This is a genomic window from Kineococcus deserti (assembly GCF_050871945.1).
In the GTDB taxonomy this organism is placed as follows: Bacteria; Actinomycetota; Actinomycetes; order Actinomycetales; family Kineococcaceae; genus Kineococcus.
Genome location: NZ_JBJLSI010000009.1, coordinates 58,648 through 79,394, shown reverse-complemented (window position 1 = coordinate 79,394; position 20,747 = coordinate 58,648). Strand labels below are relative to the sequence as shown.

21 protein-coding genes and 1 pseudogene are annotated in these 20,747 nt (G+C 74.2%); 5 read left to right on the top strand and 17 right to left on the bottom strand.

Annotation, left to right across the window (positions count from 1 at the left end; translation table 11 throughout):
• Positions 1 to 66: 66 nt before the first annotated feature.
• Both ACRYR2_RS09730 and ACRYR2_RS09725 read right to left on the bottom strand, forming a co-directional pair.
• The gene (locus ACRYR2_RS09730) at positions 67 to 900 is read right to left on the bottom strand and encodes a hypothetical protein (RefSeq protein WP_432562656.1); all 834 of its coding nucleotides are present in this window, start codon (positions 898 to 900) and stop codon (positions 67 to 69) included.
• The gene (locus ACRYR2_RS09725) at positions 897 to 1,454 is read right to left on the bottom strand and encodes a MauE/DoxX family redox-associated membrane protein (RefSeq protein WP_432562655.1); all 558 of its coding nucleotides are present in this window, start codon (positions 1,452 to 1,454) and stop codon (positions 897 to 899) included. Before ACRYR2_RS09725 ends, ACRYR2_RS09730 begins: the two co-directional genes overlap by 4 nt.
• Positions 1,455 to 1,600: 146 nt before the next feature.
• On the opposite strand from ACRYR2_RS09725, the gene lepA reads away from it, so the two are divergent.
• Entirely contained in the window at positions 1,601 to 3,469 is a 1,869-nt protein-coding gene (gene lepA / locus ACRYR2_RS09720; RefSeq protein WP_432562654.1) for a translation elongation factor 4, read from the top strand.
• A gap of 64 nt (positions 3,470 to 3,533) precedes the next feature.
• Here lepA and ACRYR2_RS09715 read toward each other — a convergent pair whose 3' ends face one another.
• The 12 genes and pseudogenes from ACRYR2_RS09715 to ACRYR2_RS09660 form a co-directional block, all read right to left on the bottom strand.
• Positions 3,534 to 3,968 carry a nitroreductase family deazaflavin-dependent oxidoreductase gene (locus ACRYR2_RS09715; protein ID WP_432562737.1) on the bottom strand — a complete coding sequence of 145 codons (435 nt, stop codon included), beginning with the start codon at positions 3,966 to 3,968 and terminating at the stop codon, positions 3,534 to 3,536.
• A gap of 111 nt (positions 3,969 to 4,079) precedes the next feature.
• Positions 4,080 to 4,841, bottom strand: a pseudogene (locus ACRYR2_RS09710) (alpha/beta hydrolase fold domain-containing protein); the annotation flags it as partial.
• A gap of 71 nt (positions 4,842 to 4,912) precedes the next feature.
• A complete protein-coding gene (locus tag ACRYR2_RS09705; RefSeq protein WP_432562653.1) occupies positions 4,913 to 5,290 on the bottom strand; it encodes a nuclear transport factor 2 family protein in 378 nt (125 codons plus the stop codon).
• 140 nt (positions 5,291 to 5,430) lie between these two features.
• Positions 5,431 to 6,441 (bottom strand): LLM class flavin-dependent oxidoreductase, encoded by a 1,011-nt coding sequence (locus ACRYR2_RS09700; protein ID WP_432562652.1) that lies wholly within the window; start codon positions 6,439 to 6,441, stop codon positions 5,431 to 5,433.
• A gap of 1 nt (position 6,442) precedes the next feature.
• Entirely contained in the window at positions 6,443 to 7,099 is a 657-nt protein-coding gene (locus tag ACRYR2_RS09695; RefSeq protein WP_432562651.1) for a hypothetical protein, read from the bottom strand.
• Positions 7,096 to 8,082, bottom strand: coding sequence for an acetylxylan esterase (locus ACRYR2_RS09690; protein WP_432562650.1), 987 nt, complete (start codon positions 8,080 to 8,082; stop codon positions 7,096 to 7,098). Before ACRYR2_RS09690 ends, ACRYR2_RS09695 begins: the two co-directional genes overlap by 4 nt.
• Positions 8,083 to 8,135: 53 nt before the next feature.
• Positions 8,136 to 9,011, bottom strand: a complete 876-nt coding sequence (locus ACRYR2_RS09685; RefSeq protein ID WP_432562649.1) for a GTP-binding protein LepA — start codon at positions 9,009 to 9,011, stop codon at positions 8,136 to 8,138.
• A 163-nt stretch (positions 9,012 to 9,174) separates the two neighbouring features.
• Positions 9,175 to 9,969 carry a DUF1206 domain-containing protein gene (locus tag ACRYR2_RS09680; RefSeq protein ID WP_432562648.1) on the bottom strand — a complete coding sequence of 265 codons (795 nt, stop codon included), beginning with the start codon at positions 9,967 to 9,969 and terminating at the stop codon, positions 9,175 to 9,177.
• Between the two features lie 113 nt (positions 9,970 to 10,082).
• Complete coding sequence (locus ACRYR2_RS09675) at positions 10,083 to 10,706, bottom strand: NAD(P)H-binding protein (RefSeq protein ID WP_432562647.1); 624 nt, start codon at positions 10,704 to 10,706, stop codon at positions 10,083 to 10,085.
• A gap of 182 nt (positions 10,707 to 10,888) precedes the next feature.
• Positions 10,889 to 13,069: a heavy metal translocating P-type ATPase gene (locus ACRYR2_RS09670; protein WP_432562646.1), complete on the bottom strand. Its 2,181-nt coding sequence runs from the start codon at positions 13,067 to 13,069 to the stop codon at positions 10,889 to 10,891.
• Positions 13,066 to 13,275 (bottom strand): heavy-metal-associated domain-containing protein, encoded by a 210-nt coding sequence (locus tag ACRYR2_RS09665; RefSeq protein ID WP_432562645.1) that lies wholly within the window; start codon positions 13,273 to 13,275, stop codon positions 13,066 to 13,068. Before ACRYR2_RS09665 ends, ACRYR2_RS09670 begins: the two co-directional genes overlap by 4 nt.
• A complete protein-coding gene (locus ACRYR2_RS09660; RefSeq protein WP_432562644.1) occupies positions 13,275 to 13,565 on the bottom strand; it encodes a metal-sensitive transcriptional regulator in 291 nt (96 codons plus the stop codon). Before ACRYR2_RS09660 ends, ACRYR2_RS09665 begins: the two co-directional genes overlap by 1 nt.
• 94 nt (positions 13,566 to 13,659) lie before the next feature.
• On the opposite strand from ACRYR2_RS09660, the gene hemW reads away from it, so the two are divergent.
• A complete protein-coding gene (hemW, locus tag ACRYR2_RS09655; protein ID WP_432562643.1) occupies positions 13,660 to 14,865 on the top strand; it encodes a radical SAM family heme chaperone HemW in 1,206 nt (401 codons plus the stop codon).
• A 16-nt stretch (positions 14,866 to 14,881) separates the two neighbouring features.
• Here hemW and ACRYR2_RS09650 read toward each other — a convergent pair whose 3' ends face one another.
• Positions 14,882 to 15,475, bottom strand: coding sequence for a hypothetical protein (locus ACRYR2_RS09650; RefSeq protein ID WP_432562642.1), 594 nt, complete (start codon positions 15,473 to 15,475; stop codon positions 14,882 to 14,884).
• Positions 15,476 to 15,538: 63 nt separating this feature from the next.
• Here ACRYR2_RS09650 and ACRYR2_RS09645 point away from each other — a divergent pair, with 63 nt between their 5' ends.
• The gene (locus ACRYR2_RS09645) at positions 15,539 to 16,960 is read left to right on the top strand and encodes an LLM class F420-dependent oxidoreductase (RefSeq protein WP_432562641.1); all 1,422 of its coding nucleotides are present in this window, start codon (positions 15,539 to 15,541) and stop codon (positions 16,958 to 16,960) included.
• Here the strand turns inward: ACRYR2_RS09645 and ACRYR2_RS09640 are convergent.
• Together ACRYR2_RS09640 and ACRYR2_RS09635 are read right to left on the bottom strand one after the other, a co-directional pair.
• Positions 16,924 to 17,346, bottom strand: a complete 423-nt coding sequence (locus ACRYR2_RS09640) for a DUF4870 domain-containing protein (protein ID WP_432562640.1) — start codon at positions 17,344 to 17,346, stop codon at positions 16,924 to 16,926. The genes ACRYR2_RS09645 and ACRYR2_RS09640 overlap by 37 nt on opposite strands.
• A gap of 91 nt (positions 17,347 to 17,437) precedes the next feature.
• On the bottom strand, positions 17,438 to 18,304 hold the full coding sequence (locus tag ACRYR2_RS09635) for a DUF3097 domain-containing protein (protein WP_432562639.1): 867 nt from the start codon (positions 18,302 to 18,304) through the stop codon (positions 17,438 to 17,440).
• 109 nt (positions 18,305 to 18,413) lie between these two features.
• Between ACRYR2_RS09635 and hrcA the strand changes: the two genes are divergently transcribed.
• Together hrcA and dnaJ are read left to right on the top strand one after the other, a co-directional pair.
• Positions 18,414 to 19,460 (top strand): heat-inducible transcriptional repressor HrcA, encoded by a 1,047-nt coding sequence (hrcA, locus tag ACRYR2_RS09630; RefSeq protein WP_432562638.1) that lies wholly within the window; start codon positions 18,414 to 18,416, stop codon positions 19,458 to 19,460.
• A gap of 40 nt (positions 19,461 to 19,500) precedes the next feature.
• Complete coding sequence (gene dnaJ / locus ACRYR2_RS09625) at positions 19,501 to 20,622, top strand: molecular chaperone DnaJ (protein ID WP_432562637.1); 1,122 nt, start codon at positions 19,501 to 19,503, stop codon at positions 20,620 to 20,622.
• Positions 20,623 to 20,747: the final 125 nt, after the last annotated feature.

Genomic DNA, 20,747 nt, shown 5'->3' with positions numbered 1-20,747 from the left:
GGGCCCGCAGCGCGGCGACGGCGGCCGTCGGCAGGCCCAGCGCCAGGGCGGCGACCGCGAGGGCGCTCACCGGCGCCCGTGCGGGTGGCTGTGCGGGTGGCTGTGCGGGTGGTCGTGCGTCTGGTCGTGCGCCGTGAGCGTCAGGCTCGGGTGGTCGGGGGTGATCCCGGCGGCCAGCAGCTCGGCGTCGGCGCGGGCCTCGCGGTGCGCGCCGTCGCCCCGTCCGTCGTCGTGGTCCTCGTGGTGGGGGTGCGGCAGCTGGATCGTCCGGTCCCCGACGGCCTCGCGGACGAGGCGTTCGACCTGTTCCCAGTCGGTGGCGCTGCCCTCGCCGGTGACCCGGCCGCTCGCGCCGTCGACGTAGGCGAAGTACGGCGAGCCGGGGACCTCGTAGCCCTCCCACGCCGCGGTCGACATCACGACGTCGATCCCGCGGGCGGTGGGCCCGGCGGCCAGGGCGGCGACCGTGCTGGGGGACTCGGCGTTCGCGTCCCGGGTCACCACGACCAGCCGCGTCGACGGTGGCAGCGACAGGGGCGCGGGGTCGGCCAGGCGGTCCCAGACGCGCTGGCAGGTCAGGCAGCCGCTGGACAGGAACGCCACCAGGGTGTTCGTCCCGCGGGCGGCCACGGCGACCTGCACGGCGTCACCGGTGGGGGTGGAGCCGCTGATGTCGCCGGCCCGCTGGCCGACCGGGCCCGAGCCCGCCACGACGCCGCGGCCCACCTCGAAGGGGACGCCGCCTCCCGCGCCCGGGGCGGTGTCCTCCCGGCCGGCGCCCAGTTCGTGCAGCGAGCGCAGGATCTCCGCGTGCGAGCGCAGCAGACCGGCCACCAGCAGGGCCAGCAGCGCCACCGCGAGGGTCAGGCCGACGAGCAGGACCGTCACGAGCGTGGTCACGCGTTCCCCCTGGAGGTGGTCGGCCGGGTGCTGGCGGAGCGGGCCGGGCGGATGAGCCGGCGGGCCGCCACGAGGCGGGGCAGGCCGGTGAGGACGAGCAGGGTCAGCGCGCACAGCAGGGCCACCAGGGCGGCGGCCGTGGCCGCCGCGACGGGACCCAGCGCGAGCAGCGCGGGGATCCCGGGGGTCGTGGTGGCCGTGGCGCCCGCGGCCAGGGCCAGCGCGGCGGTGAGCACGGCGTGGGTGCGGGTGGGCGGCAGGTCGGGCCCGCCGAAGCAGCCGCAGGAGCTCAGCGGCCGGCGGCGGCCCAGGGCGAGCAGGACGAAACCGGTGAACCCGGCGTACAGCGCGGCCACGCCCCAGGCGGCGGGCGCGGATCCGGCGGCGCCGGCCAGGGCCAGGAGGACCTCGGTGGCGCCCAGGGCGCGGACCGTCCCCGGTGCCGACGGCAGCCCCTGGGTGCGCAGGGCCTGCACGGTGCCGGCGGGGTGGCGCAGCTTGCCGACGCCGGCCACCAGCAGCGCCACGGCCCCCACCAGGAACGACAGCTGCATCGCTATCACCTGAACACATTCAGTGATGTTGAAGCCGCGGGTCAAGGGGAACAGGCGGATCCGACCAGGTGCCTGCCGCTCGTGCGACGATGGGTACCCGCTTGACGACCGACGATCCGAAGTCCGACGAGAGGTGCTTCCCACCCGTGTCCCCGAGAGCCGTCGACGCACCGGCACCTGCCGCGACCGCGCCGGAGCTGCTGCGCAACTTCTGCATCATCGCCCACATCGACCACGGCAAGTCGACGCTGGCCGACCGCATGCTGCAGTTGACCGGCGTCGTCGACGAGCGCGCGATGCGGGCGCAGTACCTGGACCGCATGGACATCGAGCGCGAGCGCGGCATCACGATCAAGTCCCAGGCCGTCCGGATGCCGTGGGGCGTGAGCGGCACGGACTACGCGCTGAACATGATCGACACCCCGGGCCACGTCGACTTCACCTACGAGGTCTCCCGGTCGCTCGCGGCGTGCGAGGGCGCGGTGCTGCTGGTCGACGCCGCGCAGGGCATCGAGGCGCAGACCCTGGCGAACCTGTACCTCGCCATGGAGAACGACCTCACGATCATCCCGGTCCTGAACAAGATCGACCTGCCCGCGGCGCAGCCGGAGAAGTTCGCCGAGGAGCTGGCCAAGCTCATCGGCTGCGAACCCGAGGACTGCCTGCGCGTCTCGGGCAAGACCGGTGTCGGCGTCGACGCGCTGCTCGACGAGATCGTCAAGCAGATCCCCGCCCCGGTCGGCGACGCGGACGCGCCCGCCCGCGCGATGATCTTCGACTCCGTCTACGACACCTACCGCGGTGTCGTGACCTACGTCCGCGTCGTCGACGGGCAGCTGTCCCCGCGTGAGCGCATCGCGATGATGTCGACGAAGGCGACGCACGAACTCCTCGAGATCGGCGTCAGCTCGCCCGAACCCACGCCGTCCAAGGGCCTGGGCGTCGGCGAGGTCGGCTACCTCATCACCGGGGTGAAGGACGTCCGCCAGTCCAAGGTCGGCGACACCGTCACCAACGCGGCCAAGCCGTCGACGCAGGCCCTGGGCGGGTACCGCGACCCCAAGCCCATGGTGTTCTCCGGGCTGTACCCGATCGACGGGTCGGACTACCCGCTGCTGCGCGACGCCCTCGACAAGCTCAAGCTGAACGACGCCGCGCTGTCGTACGAGCCGGAGACGTCGGTGGCGCTCGGGTTCGGGTTCCGCATCGGGTTCCTGGGGCTGCTGCACCTGGAGATCGTCCGCGAACGTCTCGAGCGCGAGTTCAACCTCGACCTCATCTCGACCGCGCCCAGCGTGCCGTACGAGGTGACGCTGGAGGACAAGCGCGTCGTCGAGGTGACCAACCCCTCGGAGTTCCCCGAGGGCAAGATCGCCGAGGTCCGCGAACCCGTCGTGCGGGCCACGATCCTGGCCCCGTCGGACTTCATCGGCGCCATCATGGAACTGTGCCAGCAGCGGCGCGGTGACCTGCAGGGCATGGACTACCTGTCCGAGGACCGCGTCGAGATGCGCTACCGGCTGCCGCTGGCCGAGATCGTCTTCGACTTCTTCGACCAGCTGAAGTCCCGCACCCGCGGGTACGCCTCGCTGGACTACGACGTGGACGGCGACCAGGCCGCCGACCTGGTGAAGGTGGACGTGCTGCTGCAGGGCGAGCAGGTCGACGCCTTCAGCCAGATCGTGCACCGCGACAAGGCCTACGGCTACGGCGTGATGATGGCCGGCAAGTTGAAGGACCTCATCCCGCGCCAGCAGTTCGAGGTGCCCATCCAGGCCGCCATCGGCGCCCGCGTCATCGCCCGCGAGAACGTCCGCGCCATCCGCAAGGACGTGCTCGCGAAGTGCTACGGCGGTGACATCACCCGCAAGCGGAAGCTGCTGGAGAAGCAGAAGGAGGGCAAGAAGCGGATGAAGATGGTCGGCCGGGTCGAGGTGCCCCAGGAGGCCTTCATCGCCGCGCTGTCCTCCGACGCCGCGGGGGACAAGGCGAAGGACAAGAACGCCAAGAAGTAGCCGCCGGCGGTCGACGTGGAACGTTCCGGCACCCGGAGGTGCCGGAACGTTCCACGTCAGCCGGTCAGGAACGGATCCGCGTCAGTGCCAGCACGGGGATGGTGCGGACACCGGCGGTCTTCCGCTCGTACTCGGCGAAGCCGGGGTAGCGCCGCGCCTGTTCGGCGTAGACGCGGTCGCGGTCCGCTCCGGTGATCTCGCGCACCTCGACGTCGTAGGTCTGCGTCCCGACCTCCACGGTGGCCCGGCCGGCGTCGAGGAGGTTGAAGTACCAGTCGGGGTTCGTGGGCGCCCCGCCCTTGGAGGCGAAGACGTACGTCGTGTCGGCGTCGTCCTCGTCCTGCAGGTACATCATCGGTGCGGTGAACTCGCGTCCGCTCTTGCGGCCCCGGTGGTGCAGCAGGACCAGGGGCGCTCCCGCGAAGGGGCCGCCGACCCTGCCCGCGTTGGCGCGGAACTCCTCGATCACCTGGGTGTTGAAGTCCTCGCCGTTCGACATCCGTCTCTCCTCACGTGGTGTCCTGGTCGTCGCCGGAGCGATGTTCTCCTGCAGAAACCGCTCGACGACGTCGAGCACGGGTCCGGCCCAGAACGGTGGGCCTCCGTGGTCGGCGCCCTCGAGCCGGTAGAAGGTGACCGGATGCCCGGCGGCCCGCAGCGCGTCGACGAGCAGCACGCTCTGCCCGAACGGCACGAGCCGGTCCTTGCTGCCGTGGACGACGAGCACCGGCGGCACGGGCGAGTCGCCGATGTGGTTGACGGGGTTCGTCGGGGCCGCCAGCCCGGGGTCGGCCAGCACCGGGTGCCCGCCCAGGAGCAGCCCCTCGGGGGAGTCGGCCGTCGTGTGGTCCATGGTCGAGGGTTCGTCGTTCATCCGGGTGATGTCGCTGGGGCCGTAGTAGTCGACGACGCACCGCACGCCCAGCGGTTCGCAGCCCTCGCCCGCGTCGCGGAAGAAGGGGTTGCCGTCGGTGAGGGCGGCCATGACGACGGTGTGCCCCCCGGAGGAGTCACCCCACAGCGCGGTGCGCCCGGGGGCGATGTCGAACCAGTCCGCGTGGCGGTGCAGGAAGCGCACGGCGGACGCCAGGTCGCGGACCTGTGCCGGGAACGGCGCGACGACGGAGGGCCGGTACTCCACGATCGCGACGACGTACCCGCGGCGGGTGAAGTCGGCCAGGGCGGGTAGTTCCTGCCCGAGGTTCTGCTCGCCCCAGGCCGAACCCTGCACGTAGACGACCAGCGGGTGCGGGCCGGCCACGGGCGGGGTGAGGACCTGGAGGTGCAGTGGCCGGCCCGACTTGTGCGCGTACTCGACGTCCAGGGTCGCGCTGCCGTACCGCGGGGTGTGGTCGGCGGGCAGCACGACCATGCCGTCGCTGCTCAGCGCGCTGGACGGGAACCGCTCGTAGGACAGGGGTTCGGCGGGGATCCGCGGTCCGGTCACGGGTTCCGGCCGTCGGGTGCGGGGAGCAGGATGGTGTAGAGCCTGGCCAGACGGCCGTCCTGCGCGACCCCGATGTCGATGCCGGACACCGCGGGGCTCCCGTCGGGTGGGCCGAAGTTCCACGCCTGGTGGCCGAGTTCGGCCACCTCGTGCAGCGGGCCGGCGGGGGTGAAGACGTACCCCGGAGCCTGGTCGAGCAGACGCTGCACCTTGGCGTGCAGGGCCTCGTGGCCGGTCACGGTCTCCTCGGCGTCGACGAGGACGACGTCCTCGCTGAAGGTGCGCCGGATGGCGGCCGTGCGTCGATCCGGGTCACGCTCGCCGAACACCTCGAGCAGGGTGGCCGTCATGAGGGTTCGCAGCGGCTCGGGCATTCGTCCTCCACGGTGACGGGACGGAGCTGGGCCGGTGGGCCCGACCGGCGGCATGCTCTCACCGGGCCGCGGGTCGGGTCCAGAGGTGCCCTGCGCAGGGTGGCCCGGACCGTGACGGGGGCTCGGGTGGCGGTCCCGGCTCAGGTCGGGGACCACCCGAGCAACGGCCCGAGCCGCGTCGCCATGTCGGTGAGGATCTGGACGTAGTCGTCGTGCTCGAAACCGAACGGCAGCGCGAACACGACCTCCTCGACGAGCTGGAACCCCGCGTCCGCCCACAACGCCGCCGCGATCTGCTCCGACGTCCCCAGCAGGTCCTGGGCGAACAGCAACCGCCCCGGGCCCTGCGGAACCCCCACGCGCGCCGACCGGTGCTCGACGTAGGCGCGGTACTTCTCGACCTGCGCCGGTGTCGCGGAGTCGGTCGGGACCACGACCAGGCCCTGCGAGGTCCGGCCGCCGGGGTGCCGTTCGGCGAACGCGCGCAGGTGCGAGGCCTGGATCTGCGCGAAGTCCGTGGAACCGCCCTCGGCGCGGACCACGCTGGAGGCCAGCAGGTTCAGGCCGTGGTCCCCGGCCCACTGCGCCGAGCGCAGGCTCGCCCCGCCGTACCAGAGCCGGTCGGCCAGGCCGGGTGAGTGCGGTTCGACGCGGTCGGAGAACACCTCGATGCCCTGGGTTCCCGCGAAGTCGCTGGCCTTCTCCCCGCGCAGGAACCGCTGCAGGCGCAGGACGCGTTCGTAGCTGAAGTCCTCGACGTCGGCGGTGTCGGGGTAGAGGGAGTGCTTCACGTGCTCGAACTGCACGGGTGGCCCGACGCTGACCCCGGGGTTGACGCGCCCGTGGGCCAGGACGTCGACGGTCGCGAAGTCCTCGGCCAGCCGCAGCGGGTTCTCCCAGCCCAACGGCGTGACGGCCGTGCCGAGGTGGATGCGCGAGGTCCGCTGGGTCAGGGCCGCGAGCACCGCGATGGGGGAGGAGATCCCCGGTTGCAGGTGCCGGTGCCGCAACCAGGCGCTGTCGAAACCCAGCCGCTCACCGAGTTCGACGACCTGCAGCGTGGTCTCGTGGCCAGGGCCGGGGTCGGCCGGGTCGAACGACCCGATCGTCAGGAACCCCATGCGCCGCAGCGCGACACCTTCGACCGGCATGTCAGATCGTCCCTTCGAAACCCGCGCTGGCGGTGACCGTCCCGGGGGGGACCTCGGTGAAACCCCCGTCGCGCACGTCGACCCGGTCGCGCTCGGGCAGGACGGGTGCACCGGTGACGACGCGCACGCCGAAACCCTGCTGCGCCCAGCGGGCCGCCTGCGGAAGCCGTTCGAACGCCAGCTGCGCAGCGTGCCCGACCTGGGCGGCCGCCTTGCCCGTCGACATGGTGACCCCCGGCGTGAGCCGGATCGTCAGCAGCCCGTCCGGCCCGGGCACCTCCAGGTCGTCGGGGTCGGCCAGGTCCAGCCCGCCGACCTGCAGGGGTCGGAGCAGCTCCGGGACCTCGTCGCGCGGGTGCGGGGCGAACACCCGGACGACGGCGTCCCCGCTGCGCGCCTCGGTGTGGGGGAGAGCGGCCGTGCGGTCCCACTTCGCCCCGCGCGCCCGGCGGCAGATCTTGCGGATGCGGCGGTCGCGCCAGGCCTGGACGGCGTCGTGCAGTTCCCCCTCGGGGTCGGTGACCCGGGGGTCGGCCAGGAGCAGCACGACCGCCCGGGCCGCCGCGACGAGGGTATCGGTGTGCGTCGGGACGGGATCGCGTTCGACCTGCGCCACCAGCGACAGCGACCAGGGGTCGGTCTCCTCGGGCAGGTTCACCGCAACCCGAGCCGGTCGAGGAACCGCAACTGCCGCTGCACCTGGAAGCCGATGCCACCGGCGTGGTCGGCGAACTCCCAGACGTCGACGTCCTTGTCCTGGTGGCCCCAGCGGTTGAACGCCGCGAACACCGTCGACGGCGGGCACACCGGGTCCATGAGCGCCACGCTGAACAGCGCCGGGACCTGCGCCCGCGAGGCCAGGTTCGCCCCGTCGACGTAGGACAACGTCGTGAAGGCGCGCTCGACGTTCTCGGGGGAGTGCCGGCGCAGGTAGTCGACGACCTCGAGGTAGGGGCCGTCGGAGGCGGTCTGCGCGCCCCGCCTGATGTGGCACAGGAACGGCACGTCGACCATGGCCGCGGCGACCCGGTCGCCGGACAGCGCCGCCGCGGCGATCGAGAACGCCCCGCCCTGGCTGCCGCCGCGCACGACGACGCGCGAGGTGTCGACGTCGACGCCGACGTCCGGCAGGGCGTGCGCGGCGTCGACGGCGCGGGCGCAGTCGACGTAGGCGCGCCGGTAGAAGTAGGTCGCCGGGTCGTCGATGCCCTTGGTCATGAACCCGCGGGCCCACTGCCCGCCGGCCACGTCCGGGTCGGGGTCGGGGGTGTCGTGGCCCTGGCCGCGGGTGTCGACGACGAGGTGCGCCACGCCGGCTGCGGCGAAGGCCGTCCGGTCGACGGGCAGGCCGCGGCCACCGGAGTAGCCGATGAACTCCACCACGACCGGCAGCGGGCCTGGCAGGTGCGCGGGCCGCACGAGCCAGGCCGCGATCGGGTCGCCGTTCCAGCCGGCGAAGCGGACGTCGTCGACCTGCAGCGCCGGCAGCGCCGGGCCGGTGTACGGCGAGAGCGTCAGCTCCAGGTCGTGCTCGCGGGCGCGGGCCAGGCTGTCGGCCCAGAACGCGTCGAGGTCGGCGGGTTCGGAGAGGTCGCCCGTGTAGGTGCGCAGGGCGTCCAACGGCAGATCGGTCAGCGGCACGGGCTGACGCTAGCGCTCACGGCAGCGCTCCGGTCGTGCGCCCCGCGGACGGCTCACACCGTCGCCGCAGCGCCCTGGGCCCGGAACTGCTCGAGCGTGTCGCGCAGGGCGGCCAGGACGTGGTCGGGCACCCGCATCCCCTGGTCGCGCGCCCACAGCAGTTCGCGCTCGACCAGCCCGACCTGGGCGGCGAAGTCCTCGACCCGCTCGGCCAGGCCCAGGGTCTGCAGGATGCCCCCGAACTGCGCCCGGTGCTGCGGGGTGTGCGCACCCACCGGCACGAAGGACTTGCGTCGCAGGACCTTCGCGAGCCGCAACTGCCAGGGCGACAGGACGTTCTGCTGGATCATCTCCGTCGCCGAGAGGCGGTAGAAGGCGAAGTGCCCCGGCTCCTGCCGGCGGATGGGCTGGACCACCGTCCTGGAGACGGCGTCCTCACCCATCCGGTCCAGGCCGTCGACGAGGGCGTTGTAGGCCACCACGGCGGACTTCTCCGTCGCCGCGCCCGTCAGGTAGTACAGCAGCCGCGCGACCTCCTGGACCGGCCTGAGGTGGGCCAGCGAGCCGAGCAGCCGGATCCTGGCGCTGACCTCGTCGGTGTTCGGGTCGGCCGGGGGCAGGTCGATGTCCTGCTGGAGCCGGTCGAGGATCAGGCCGTGCTGGATCTCCTGCGGCTGCCAGACGTCGGCGTAGAACAGCCGGTCGGTCTCGGAGACGTCGGGCAGCAGGGTCAGCAGTTCCAGGACGTTGCGGTCGACCTCGAGCTCGACGCGGGCGAGGTAGTCGATGACACCGCCGAACGTCTCCCGCACCCGCCGGGGGTCCTTGACCGTCCGGTCGACCGACTCCAGCGGGATGGGCGGGTGCTTCTCGCCGAGGCGCAGGACGTGGTCACGGATGTCCCGGGGGGTGATGATCCTGCGCGCCACGCCTGCTCCTGCTTCCTGAGGTTCGACCCTGCGGTGCGGCCGCGGTCCGCCCGTTCCCGGGCGTCGGACGTGCGGCCACCCCCAGTTCGGAGCAGCCGGGTGACCGGATGGGTCCCGGGCCGGTCGTGTCCCGGACCACCCGCGGCCACCCGCGGCCACCCGGTCACGCCCGGCGGCGCCGGCGTGCGGTGACCAGCTCGAACACCCCGTACGCCGCCAGTCCCAGGGCGACGAGCAGGAGCAGCGCGGTGCCGAACGGCTGTCCGGCGATCTCGCGGAAGGCCGCGTCCAGACCGCGGGACTTGCCGGTGTCGCCGGTGGCCGAGACGACGACGAGCGCACCGAGGACGGCGAAGGCGACCCCGCGCGCGATCCAGCCGGCCACGCCCAGGACGGTCAGCGGCCGCGACAGCGTCCCCTCGACCTTCTCCTCGAACTTCTTCTTGACGCCGCGGACCGCCAGGCCGACGCCGACCCCGACGACGACGAGCCCGGCCACCACGACCAGGACCGCACCGCCGGGCGCCTCCAGCACGCGCTGGGTCAGCGTCTGCTGCTGCTGGCCCGAGGACGAGCCGCCGCCGGTGGCGACGCGGAGGCAGGAGAACGCCAGCGCCGCGGCCACCACGGCCTTGACCGCGGCGCTGACCCGGTGCGACGTCCGGTCCCCGGTGACGACCTCGATGGCCTGCCACACCAGCAGCAGGACGAAGCCCAGGGCCAGCAGACCGAGCAGCCCGACCCCGAACGGCTGGGCGGCGACCTGCGCCAGCGCGCCGCTGGAGTCGGCCGACCCGCCCGCGCCGCCGAGCGCGACCTGCGCGGCCAGCCAGGCGATGAGCAGGTAGACGATCCCCTCGGCCGCGACCCCGACGCGGCCCAGCTTCTTCAACCCGTCCTCGTGCGCCCGCGCGAAGGCCTCACCCCGCCGGACGTGGGACTCCACCGAGTTCGACATGGCACGAGGGAACTGCCGCGCACCGGCCGCCGCAACCGCAGGGGGTCGCCGGCGGGGACGTCCCGGCACGCGGACCGCGTGGTGACGTGCCGGAACGTTCCGTCCTGCGCCGCTCAGCCGAGGCGGCGCACCAGGTGCAGCCCGGGGGCGACCCCCTCGTCGAGGGCCGCCTCGACCAGCAGCCGGGCCACCTCGCGGCGCGAGGCCCCGTGCGGTGAGAACGTCCGGGGCACCCGGGCGGCGGGGACGAGGGTGTGGCCCTGCGTGGTGGCCGAGTCCTCCAGCCGGCCCACGTGCACGACGACGCCCCCGCCTTCGAGCACGGCCGGGTCGGCCCGCTCCTTGTCACCGACGTGGTCGCCCATGACGGCGGCCAGGAACGTGCGGGTGAACCGGCCCGTGGTGTGCGCCGACGGGCCGGTGCCGGCCGCGCCCATCCACACGATGCGCCGCGGTGCCGCGGCCAGCACGGCCTGCGCGCCGGCGGTCAGCGTCCCCGGGGCCGCCTTCCGGCTGCTGCCCAGGGTCGAGACGAGGACGTCCTCCGGTCCCAGGGCGCCGGCGACGGTGGCCGGGTCGTGGACGTCGACGGGAACCACCTCGAGGTCGTGCCGGGGCGCGAACCCGGCGCGGGCGGGATCGCGCACCAGGGCGCGCACGGGGACGCCGCGAGCCAGGGCGAACTCCACGACGTGCCGGCCGGTGCCACCGCTGGCCCCCAGCGCGACGACGGTCACGGCAGGTCCCCGGCCGGGCGGCGGGCGGTGGTCGGCACGTGCGGGTCCCCTCGTCGGTCGTGGTGGTCGGGAGGAATCTGGTGCGCGGTGCCGGTCGGGTCCAGACCCGACACACCCCGGCGGCGGGGAACTGCCGTCCGTGGCGCCACCCCGCCGACCCCGGGGCGTCAGCGGAAGGGGCCTCAGCGGAAGGCGCGCAGCCGCAGGGAGTTGCTGACGACGAACACCGAGGAGAACGCCATGGCGGCCGCGGCGACGACGGGGTTCAGCAACCCCGCCGCCGCGACCGGCAGCGCCGCGACGTTGTAGGCGAAGGCCCAGAACAGGTTGCCGCGGATGGTGGCCAGCGTCCGCCGGGACAGCCGGACGGCGTCGACGGCGGCGGTCAGGTCGGCCCGCACGAGCGTGAGGTCGCCGGCCTCGATGGCCACGTCGGTGCCGCTGCCCATGGCGATGCCGAGGTCGGCCGTGGCCAGGGCGGCGGCGTCGTTCACACCGTCCCCGACGACCGCGACGACCTTGCCCTGCGACTGCAGCCGGCGCACGTGGGCGACCTTGTCCTCGGGGCGGACCTCGGCGACCACGTCCTCGACGCCCACCGTGTCGGCCACCGCGCGGGCGGTGCGCTCGTTGTCGCCGGTCAGCAGGACCGGGGACAGGCCCAGGGCGCGGAACCCGGCGACGGCGTCCCGGCTGGAGTCCCGGACGGTGTCGGCCACGGCCAGGACGCCCAGCGCCCTGCCACCGGCGGCCACCAGCACGGCCGTGCGGCCGGCGGACTCGGCGTCGGTCAGCGCGGCGGCGAGGTCGTCGGGGACCTCCACGCCCACCCAGGCCGGACGTCCGGCGCGGACGGGGACCTCCTCGACGGTGCCGGCGATCCCGGCGCCCGCGCTGGCCTCGACGCCGGAGACGGGCGGGAGGGTGACCCGCGAACGCGCCCCGGCGGCGATCGCGCGCCCGACGGGGTGCTCGGAGGCGTCCTCGAGCGCGCCGGCGACGCGCAGCAGGTCCTCCTCGGACACGCCGGCCGCGGGCACCGTGGCGACCAGCGCCATCCGCCCCGTCGTCACGGTGCCGGTCTTGTCCAGCACGACGGTGTCGACGCGGCGGGTCGACTCCAGCGCCTCGGGTCCCTTGACGAGGATCCCCAGCTGCGCACCCCGGCCGGTCCCCACCAGCAGGGCCGTCGGGGTCGCCAGCCCCAGCGCGCACGGGCAGGCGATGACGAGGACGGCCACGGCGATCGTCAGCGCCTCGGTCACCGGCGCTCCCGCCAGCAGCCAGCCCACGAGCGTGGCGGCGGCGCCGACCAGCACCACCGGCACGAAGATCCCCGAGACCCGGTCGGCGAGCCGTTGCGCCGCCGCCTTGCCGGACTGGGCCTGCTCGACCATCCGGCCGATGCGGGCCAGCTGGGTGTCGGCGCCGACGCGGGTCGCCCGCACGACGAGCCGCCCGCCGGCGTTGACCGTGCCGCCCACGACGTCGTCGCCGGCGCCGACCTCGACGGGCACGGACTCGCCGGTGACGACGGACAGGTCGACGGCCGAGGCGCCCTCGAGCACCGTGCCGTCGGTCGCGACCGTCTCGCCCGGGCGGACGACGAAGTGCTCGCCGACGCGCAGGTCGGCGACGGGGACGCGGACCTCGGAACCGTCCCGCAGGACCCCCACGTCCTTGGCCCCCACGGCCAGCAGCGCCCGCAGCGCGGCCCCGGAGCGTCGTCGCGCCCGCGCCTCCAGGTACCGGCCCGCGAGCACGAAGACGGTGACGACGGCGGCCACCTCCAGGTACAGCTCGTCCCCGGAGGAGCCGAGCAGCGAGAGCTCCATGTGCATGCCGGGCATCCCGGCGTCGCCGAAGAACAGCGAGGCGACCGACGTGGCGTAGGCCGCGGCCACGCCGAGGCTGATGAGGGTGTCCATCGTCGCCGCGCCGTGCCGGGCGCCCAGGAACGCCGCGCGGTGGAACGGCCAGGCGCCCCAGACGACGACCGGGGAGGTGAGGGCGAACGCGAGCCACTGCCAGTTCGTGAACTGCAGCGCCGGAACCATCGACAGCAGCAGGACGGGCAGCCCGAGGACCGCGGAGACGGCCAGCCGGCGACCGGCGGCGGAGGTCACCGGGTCCTCCTGCGCCGCAGGCGGTTCCGGATCGGGCAACGAGGCGGTGTACCCGGTCTTCTCGACCACGGCGATGGCTTCGGCGACGTCGGTCCCCGCGGGCAGGAGGACGGTGGCCTTCTCGGTGGCGTAGTTGACGCTGGCCTCGACGCCCGGCATCCGGTTGAGCTTCTTCTCGATGCGGTTCGCGCACGAGGCGCAGGTCATCCCGCCGATGGCGAGTTCGACGGAACTCATCGCACGAACTCGTAGCCCGCCTCGTCGACGGCGGCCGCGAGGGCCGACTCCTCGAGAGGGGTGCTGCTGGTGACGGTGACGGTCGAGGTGCCGCCGGCGACGAGCTCGACGTGCACCGATTCGACGCCCGGCAGGGCGGAGACCTCCTCGGTGACCGCGCTGACGCAGTGCGCGCACGTCATGCCGTTGACCTTGAACTCGTGCATCAGGACCTCACCAACCGCGCGATCGCCGCGCTCGCTTCCTTGATCTTCGCCTCGGCCACGGGACCGCCCTGGGCGGCCGCGTCCGCGACGCAGTGCCCCAGGTGGTCGTCGAGCAGCGACAGGGCGACGGCCTGCAGGGCCTTGGTCGCCGCCGACACCTGGGTCAGGACGTCGATGCAGTAGGCGTCCTCCTCCACCATGCGCTGCAGCCCGCGCACCTGCCCCTCGACGCGGCGCAGCCGCTTGAGGACCTCGTCCTTGTCGCCGGCGTACCCCGGCCCGTGCTCCATGCCTCCTTGATACCCCCCGGGGGTTCCCGATGCAACCCCTACCCCCCACGGGTACCCGGCACGGGCACTCCCGCGCAGGGGTGACACTGGAGGGGTGCCGAGCACCCTGCCCGACGGCGAGACCGTCCCCACCGACGGCTCCCTGCCCGCCCCGGCCCTGGCCGACGCGGCCCACCGCAGCTTCGGCGTCTACCTGCACGTCCCGTTCTGCTCGGTGCGCTGCGGCTACTGCGACTTCAACACCTACACCGCCACCGAGCTCGGCGGCGGCGGCTCCCAGGCCGCCTACGCCGCCACGGCCGCGCGCGAGGTCCGCTTCGCCGCCGGGGTGCTCGGCGACGCCGTCCGGCCCGCCTCGACGGTCTTCTTCGGCGGTGGCACCCCGACCCTGCTGCCCGCGGGCGACCTGGCGCTGATGCTCGGGGCCGTGCGCGAGGAGTTCGGGATCACGGCCGACGCCGAGGTCACCACCGAGGCCAACCCCGACTCGGTGACCCCCGGGAGCCTGGCGCAGCTGCGGGCGGCCGGTTTCACCCGCGTCTCCTTCGGCATGCAGTCCGCCGTTCCGCACGTGCTCGCCGTCCTCGAACGGACCCACGACCCGGCCCGCGTCCCGCTGGCCGTGCGCTGGGCGCGCGAGGCCGGCCTGGACGTCAGCCTCGACCTCATCTACGGCACGCCGGGGGAGTCGCACGAGGACCTGCGCCGCAGCCTGGACGCCGCGCTGGCCTGCGAACCCAACCACGTCTCGGCCTACGCCCTCATCGTCGAGCAGGGCACCAAGCTGGCCGGGCAGATGCGCCGCGGTGAGGTGCCGGAACCCTCCGACGACGACGAGGCCGACAAGTACGAGATCGTCGACGACACGCTCTCGGCCGCCGGGTTCTCCTGGTACGAGGTGAGCAACTGGGCCCGTGGGCCCGAGTTCGCCTGCCGGCACAACCTGGCGTACTGGCGCGGCGGCGACTGGTGGGGCATCGGCCCCGGCGCCCACAGCCACGTCGGCGGCGTGCGCTGGTGGAACGTCAAGCACCCCACCGCCTACGCCGGCCGCACCGGCGCCGGGGAGTCGCCCGCCTACGCGCGCGAGCTCCTGGCCGAGGACGACCGCCGCGTCGAGGACGTGCTGCTGCGCTCGCGGCTGGCGGAGGGTTTCGACCCCGCCTGGTGGGGGGTGCGGACGCAGGCCGCGCAGCTGCTGATCGACGGCCTGCTGGAACCCGCCCCGGGCGGGCGCGTCGCCCTGACCCGTCGCGGGCGTCTGCTGGCCGACGCCGTGGTCCGGCGGCTGCTGGACTGAGGAGCCGCGGGCCGGCTCACGACGTCAGCGTGCGCGCGGCCTCGACCTCCAGGACGGCGAGGTCCACCAGTAGGCTCGCGGCCCCGTGCAGGCGCTCGCTGAGGGCGTCGATGCCCGGGGACAGGATCGTGACGTCCCCGCGCTCGGCGAGGTCGGCGAAGATGCCGTCGTTGCTCACGACGAGGAACTCGACGGGATCGGCGACCGTCCGGGCCGCCGCCAGCAGCGCGAAGTCGGCCACGTCGGCGCCGTCGGCCACGGCCACCGCCCGGTCGGCGAACTCCTCCAGCCACGGCCGGGACCGCTGCACCGCGCCGATCTGACCCGCCAGCGCCACGTGGTCGGCCTGCCGGGCGAGCTCGACGACGACGGCCAGGCGGGCGCGCAGCCGCTCGCGGGTGGCGCGCAGGTTGTCCAGGTCGACCAGCAGGACGCGGCTGGCTCCCTGCCCGGCCCAGACCGGGTAGTCGCGCACGAGCAGGCGCAGGGCGTCGCTGAGCGGGTCGGGTCCGGCCTCCGCGACGGCGGCGGCGACCTTCCGGCCGGGTACGTCCTCGAGCCGGAACCACTCGTAGTCGTCCCACTCACCCGGCGCGCCACCCAGTCCCACGTGCTCAGGGTCCCACCCCCCGCGTTCCGCGCCGCCGCGGGTGGGTGGACGTAGCGTGCAGGGGTGGACCTGGGACTGAGCCTCGGATACCTCACCGGCCCCGTCGGCGCGGCGGCCCGGGACGCCCTCGTGCTGACCCGCGCCGCCGAGGAGGCGGGGTTCGGTTCGGTGTGGGTGGCCGAGGCGTACGGCACGGACGCCGTCAGCGTGCTCGGGTGGCTGGCCGGGCAGACCACGCGCATCGGGCTCGGGTCGGCGGTGCTGCAGGTCCCGGCGCGCGCGGCGGCGGCGACGGCGATGACCGCGGCCACCCTGGACGGGTTGTCGGGCGGCAGGTTCCAGCTGGGGCTGGGGGTGTCCGGCCCGCAGGTCGCCGAGGGCTGGTACGGGCAGCCGTTCGCCAGGCCGCTGGCCCGGACCCGCGAGTACGTCGAGGTCGTGCGGCGGTTGCTGGCGCGCGGGGAGTCCCGCTACGCAGGGGAGCACCTGCACCTGCCGCTGCCCGGTGGGCCGGGGATCCCGCTGAAGCTCATGCAGCCGGCGCCGCGCGCGGACCTGCCGATCCACCTCGCGGCCGTGGGACCGCGTAACGTGGAACTCGCCGGGGAGATCGCCGACGGGTGGCTGCCGTCGCTGCTGGTCCCGGAGAACTCCGCGGAGTCGTTCGACCGGTTGCGGGTGGGTTTCTCGCGGCGGAAGGACCCCGTCCGGGGTTTCGCCGTGACGGCCGGTGTGCCGTTCGTCGTGACCACGGCGCGGGGGCAGGAGCGTGCGGAGGCCGAACTGCCGGTGCGGCGCCACCTGGCGCTGTACCTGGGCGGGATGGGGTCGCGGGAGCAGAACTTCTACGCCGACCTCGGACGCCGGCTGGGTTTCGCCGACGCGGTGGACGAGGTGCAGGAGCTGTTCCTGACGGGCCGGCAGGCGCAGGCGGCGCTCAGGGTTCCGCAGGGTCTGCTGGAGGCGTGCTGCCTGGTGGGCTCGGCCGAGCACGTGCGGAGCCGGCTGGCCGACTACGAACGGGCGGGGGTCACGACCGTGGCGCTGATCCCGATGGGCGGTGATCCGGTGGGGGGGGGGGGGGGGGGGGGGGGGGGGGGGGGGGGGGGGGGGCGGGGGGGGGGGGTGGGGGGGGGGGGGCGCGGCGCCCCCCCCCCCCCCCCCCCCCCCCCCCCACCGCGATCGACCCGGCGATGCAGCCGGCCAGCACCACGGCGGGCAGGACCCACCCCGGCGACGACGAGATCCTGGCGGGCTGCGTCGAGGCCGTGCGCGAAGCGCTGGTCGCGGGAGGCGTGCACGACGTCGCCCCCGGGCTGGAGGGGGCGCCCCGTTCGCCCTGGCCCAGGGTCCCGGCACCGGCGTCGCGCTGCACGGCCGGCCGGTGCCGGACGCCCGGCGCACGCCGACCTGCGCGTTGCGCCGGGCGCTGGGGGAGCACGTGCGGCTCAGCGGACCATCCTGATGATCAACGGGTACCGGTAGACGCGGCCCTGGTTGGCGGCGACCGCGGCCAGGACCGCGCAGACCAGCGCTGCGATGGCGGGGACGGCCAGGAGGGCGAACAGGACCGACCCGATCCCGAGCGTGACGACGGTCAGGATCGAGAAGACGACGGTCAGCACGATCTCGTAGACGACCAGCGAGATCGTCATGTTCAGCGCCTCGGCACTGTGCCCGCGGACGAACCCGCTGCGGTCCTTGAAGACCAGGAAGACGATCAGCGGGCCCAGGAAGGGCAACGTGAGGAAACCGGCGGCGATGGCCGACAGGTGCCCGAACATGCCCCACATGCGTTCGTCGGACGGCGACAGCGGGGCGGGAGCGTACTGCTGGTGGTGTTGCGGCGGCGGGTACTGGTGTTCGCTCACCCCTCGATGCTGGCGCATTCCCCCGCCGTTGTCGTCCGCCCGGAGTCGGGTTCTGCCGCCCCGCCGTCTCCTCCCCAGGTCGGGGCCGGGGTCACCGGTCCGCCGAGTCCGCGGTGACGAAGTCCACCAGTTCCTCCACCCGGCCCAGCAGCGCCGGCTCGAGGTCGGCGTAGGTGCGCACGGTGCCCAGGATCCGCTTCCAGCCGTGCGCGACGTCGGCCTGGGTGGCGTGCGGCCAGCCCAGCTCGGCCAGGATCCCGTGCTTCCAGGACTGCCCGCGCGGGATCGTCGGCCACCGGGTCCAGCCCAGCCGCTGCGGCCGCACCGACTGCCACACGTCGACGAAGGGGTGTCCCAGCACCAGCACGTGCGGGCTCGCGCCGACCTGCGCCACGATCCGCGACTCCTTCGAGCCCGGCACCAGGTGGTCGACGAGCACCCCGATCCGCCGGCCGGGGCGGGGGCCGAAGGAGCGGATGGCCGCGTCGAGGTCGTCGACGCCGTCGAGCATCTCCACGACGACGCCCTCGATGCGCAGGTCGTCGCCCCAGACCTTCTCGACGAGCTCGGCGTCGTGCCGGCCCTCGACGAGGATCCGCGAGGCGCGGGCCGTGCGCGCGCTCGCGCCCGCGACGGCGACCGAGCCGCTGGCCGTGCGGGTCGCTCGCGCCGGCCCCGCCGCCTTCGGGGCCACCAGCCGCACCGGCTGGCCCTCGACCCAGAAGCCGGGGCCCAGCGGGAAGGTGCGGGTGCGGCCCCTCGCGTCCTCGAGCACGACGACGTGCACCCCGCCGCTCTTCTCCACGCGCACGACCGCGCCCACCCAGCCGGTCTCGACGTCCTCCACGACCAGCCCCGTCACGGCCGGTTCGTCGCGGTGCACCGGCTTGGGACGGGTGCGGGCGTGCGGGTCGCTGGACAGCACGTCGCTGCCGTACCGGTCTTCGTAGGTGGCCACGCCGGAACGCTAGCCAGGCGCGCGGGGTTGAGGGTGGAGGCGCGGCGGAGGCCGACGGCCTAGACTTGGCACTCACGTGCGAGGAGTGCCAGACCGCAGGGAGGGACGGATGAGCGACGACCGCAGGCTCGCGGTGCTGCGGGCCATCGTCCAGGACTACGTCTCCAGCCACGAGCCCGTCGGCTCCAAGGTGCTCGTCGAGCGCCACCAGCTCGGCGTCTCGCCGGCCACCATCCGCAACGACATGGCGGTGCTGGAGGAGGAGGGGTACATCACCCAGCCGCACACCAGCGCCGGGCGCATCCCCACCGACAAGGGCTACCGGCTGTTCGTCGACCGCCTCGCGGGCGTCAAACCCATGTCGGCCGCCGAGAAGCGCGCCATCCAGACCTTCCTGGACGGCGCCGACGACCTCGACGACATCGTCGACCGCACGGTGCGGCTGCTGGCCCAGATCACCCGGCAGGCCGCCGTCGTGCAGTACCCCTCGCTCTCGCGCGCGGCGGTGCGGCACGTCGAGCTCGTCAGCGTCGGCGGCCGCAGCGCCCTGCTGGTCCTCATCACCGACTCCGGCCGCGTCGAGCAGCGGGTGCTGGACATCCGCTCGGCCACCGACGTCGAGGCGCTGGGGGTGTCGCTGGCCGCGCTGCGCACCCGGCTGAACGCCTCCGTCGCCGGCAAGCGGCTGCGCGAGGCCCGCGACGCCCTGACCGACGTCGTCCAGGCCACCCCGGCCGCCGACATGGCGATCGCCGCGGAAGTGGCCGCGGCGCTGGGGGACTGCCTGACCGCGTCGCTGGAGGAGCGCGTCGTCATCGCCGGCACCGCCAACCTCGTGAAGTCCTCCTCCGACCTGACGACGTCCCTGGGCAGCGTGCTGGAGGCGCTCGAGGAGCACGTCGTGCTGCTGCGGCTGGTCCAGGAGATGGCCGAGGACCCCGAGCACGACCGGGGGGCCCTCACCGTCCGCATCGGCGCCGAGAACCTGCACCTGGGCCTGGACGGCACCTCCGTGGTCACCAGCGGCTACGGAACCGGCTCCGACACGGTCCTGGCCCGGCTCGGCGTGCTCGGCCCGACCCGGATGGACTACCCGACCACGATGGCCGCGGTGCGTGCGGTGTCACGCTACGTCTCGCGCATCCTCGCCCAGTGAACGGCCCAGTGATGGAAACCGACAGGAGAACCCCGACCTCGTGAGCGACTACTACGACGTCCTCGGCGTCTCCCGGGACGCCTCGGCGGAGGACATCAAGCGCGCGTACCGCAAGCTCGCGCGCAAGCTGCACCCCGACGTGAACCCCGACGCGGGTGAGCAGTTCAAGGAGGTCTCCCAGGCCTACGAGACGCTGTCCAACGCCGACAAGCGCGCCGCCTACGACCGCGGCGGCTCGATGCCCGGCGGCGGCAGCGGGTTCGGGGCCGGGTTCGGCTTCTCCGACATCATGGACGCCTTCTTCGGCCAGGGCGCCGGAGGCGGCGGCCGGGGCGGCGGGCCGGCCAGCCGCACCCAGCGCGGCCAGGACGCGCTCATCCGCGTCGACGTCGACCTGGCCGAGGCGGCCTTCGGCGGCGAGCGCTCCATCCAGGTCGACACCGCGATCCTGTGCCCCACCTGCAAGGGGTCGTGCTGCCAGCCGGGCACCAGCCCGGCCACCTGCGACATCTGCCACGGCCAGGGCTCGGTCCAGCGCGTCGTGCGCTCGCTGCTCGGCCAGGTCATGACGACCCAGCCGTGCCCGACCTGCCGCGGCTTCGGCACCGTCCTGCCCTCGCCGTGCCTGGAGTGCTCGGGGGAGGGCCGCATCCGCGCGCGCCGGCCGCTGACCATCCGCATCCCCGCGGGCGTGGACACCGGCACCCGCATCCAGCTCGCCTCCCAGGGCGAGGTCGGCACCGCCGGCGGCCCGCCCGGCGACCTGTACGTCGAGATCCACGAACGTCCGCACCCGGTGTTCTCCCGCTCCGGGGACGACCTGATGTGCACCCTGCAGGTCCCCATGACCGCCGCCGCGCTCGGGGCGACGATCCCGCTGGAGACCCTCGACGGGACCGAGGACGTCGACGTGCGGCCCGGTACGCAGGCCGGGGAGGTCGTGACGCTGAAGCAGAAGGGCGCCGAGCACCTGCGCGCCCAGGGCCGCGGCGACCTGCTGGTCACCCTCGAGGTCGCCACCCCCCGCGACCTCGACGACGAGCAGGAGGAACTGCTGCGGCGGCTGGCCGAACTGCGCGGTGAGGTCCGCCCCGCCGGCAAGCTCGCCCCCGCCCACCAGGGGGTGTTCTCCAAGCTGCGCGACCGGCTCTCCGGCCGCTGAGCCCCGCGCGGGTCGAGCGCGCGCAGGCAGGTTCGGGCGCGGGGTCGCCGCGTGCCGGGCTGCGGGCGTGGGGGTTTGGGCGCGGGGTCACCGCGTGCGCGGTGATCGGGCGCGCGGTCACCGCG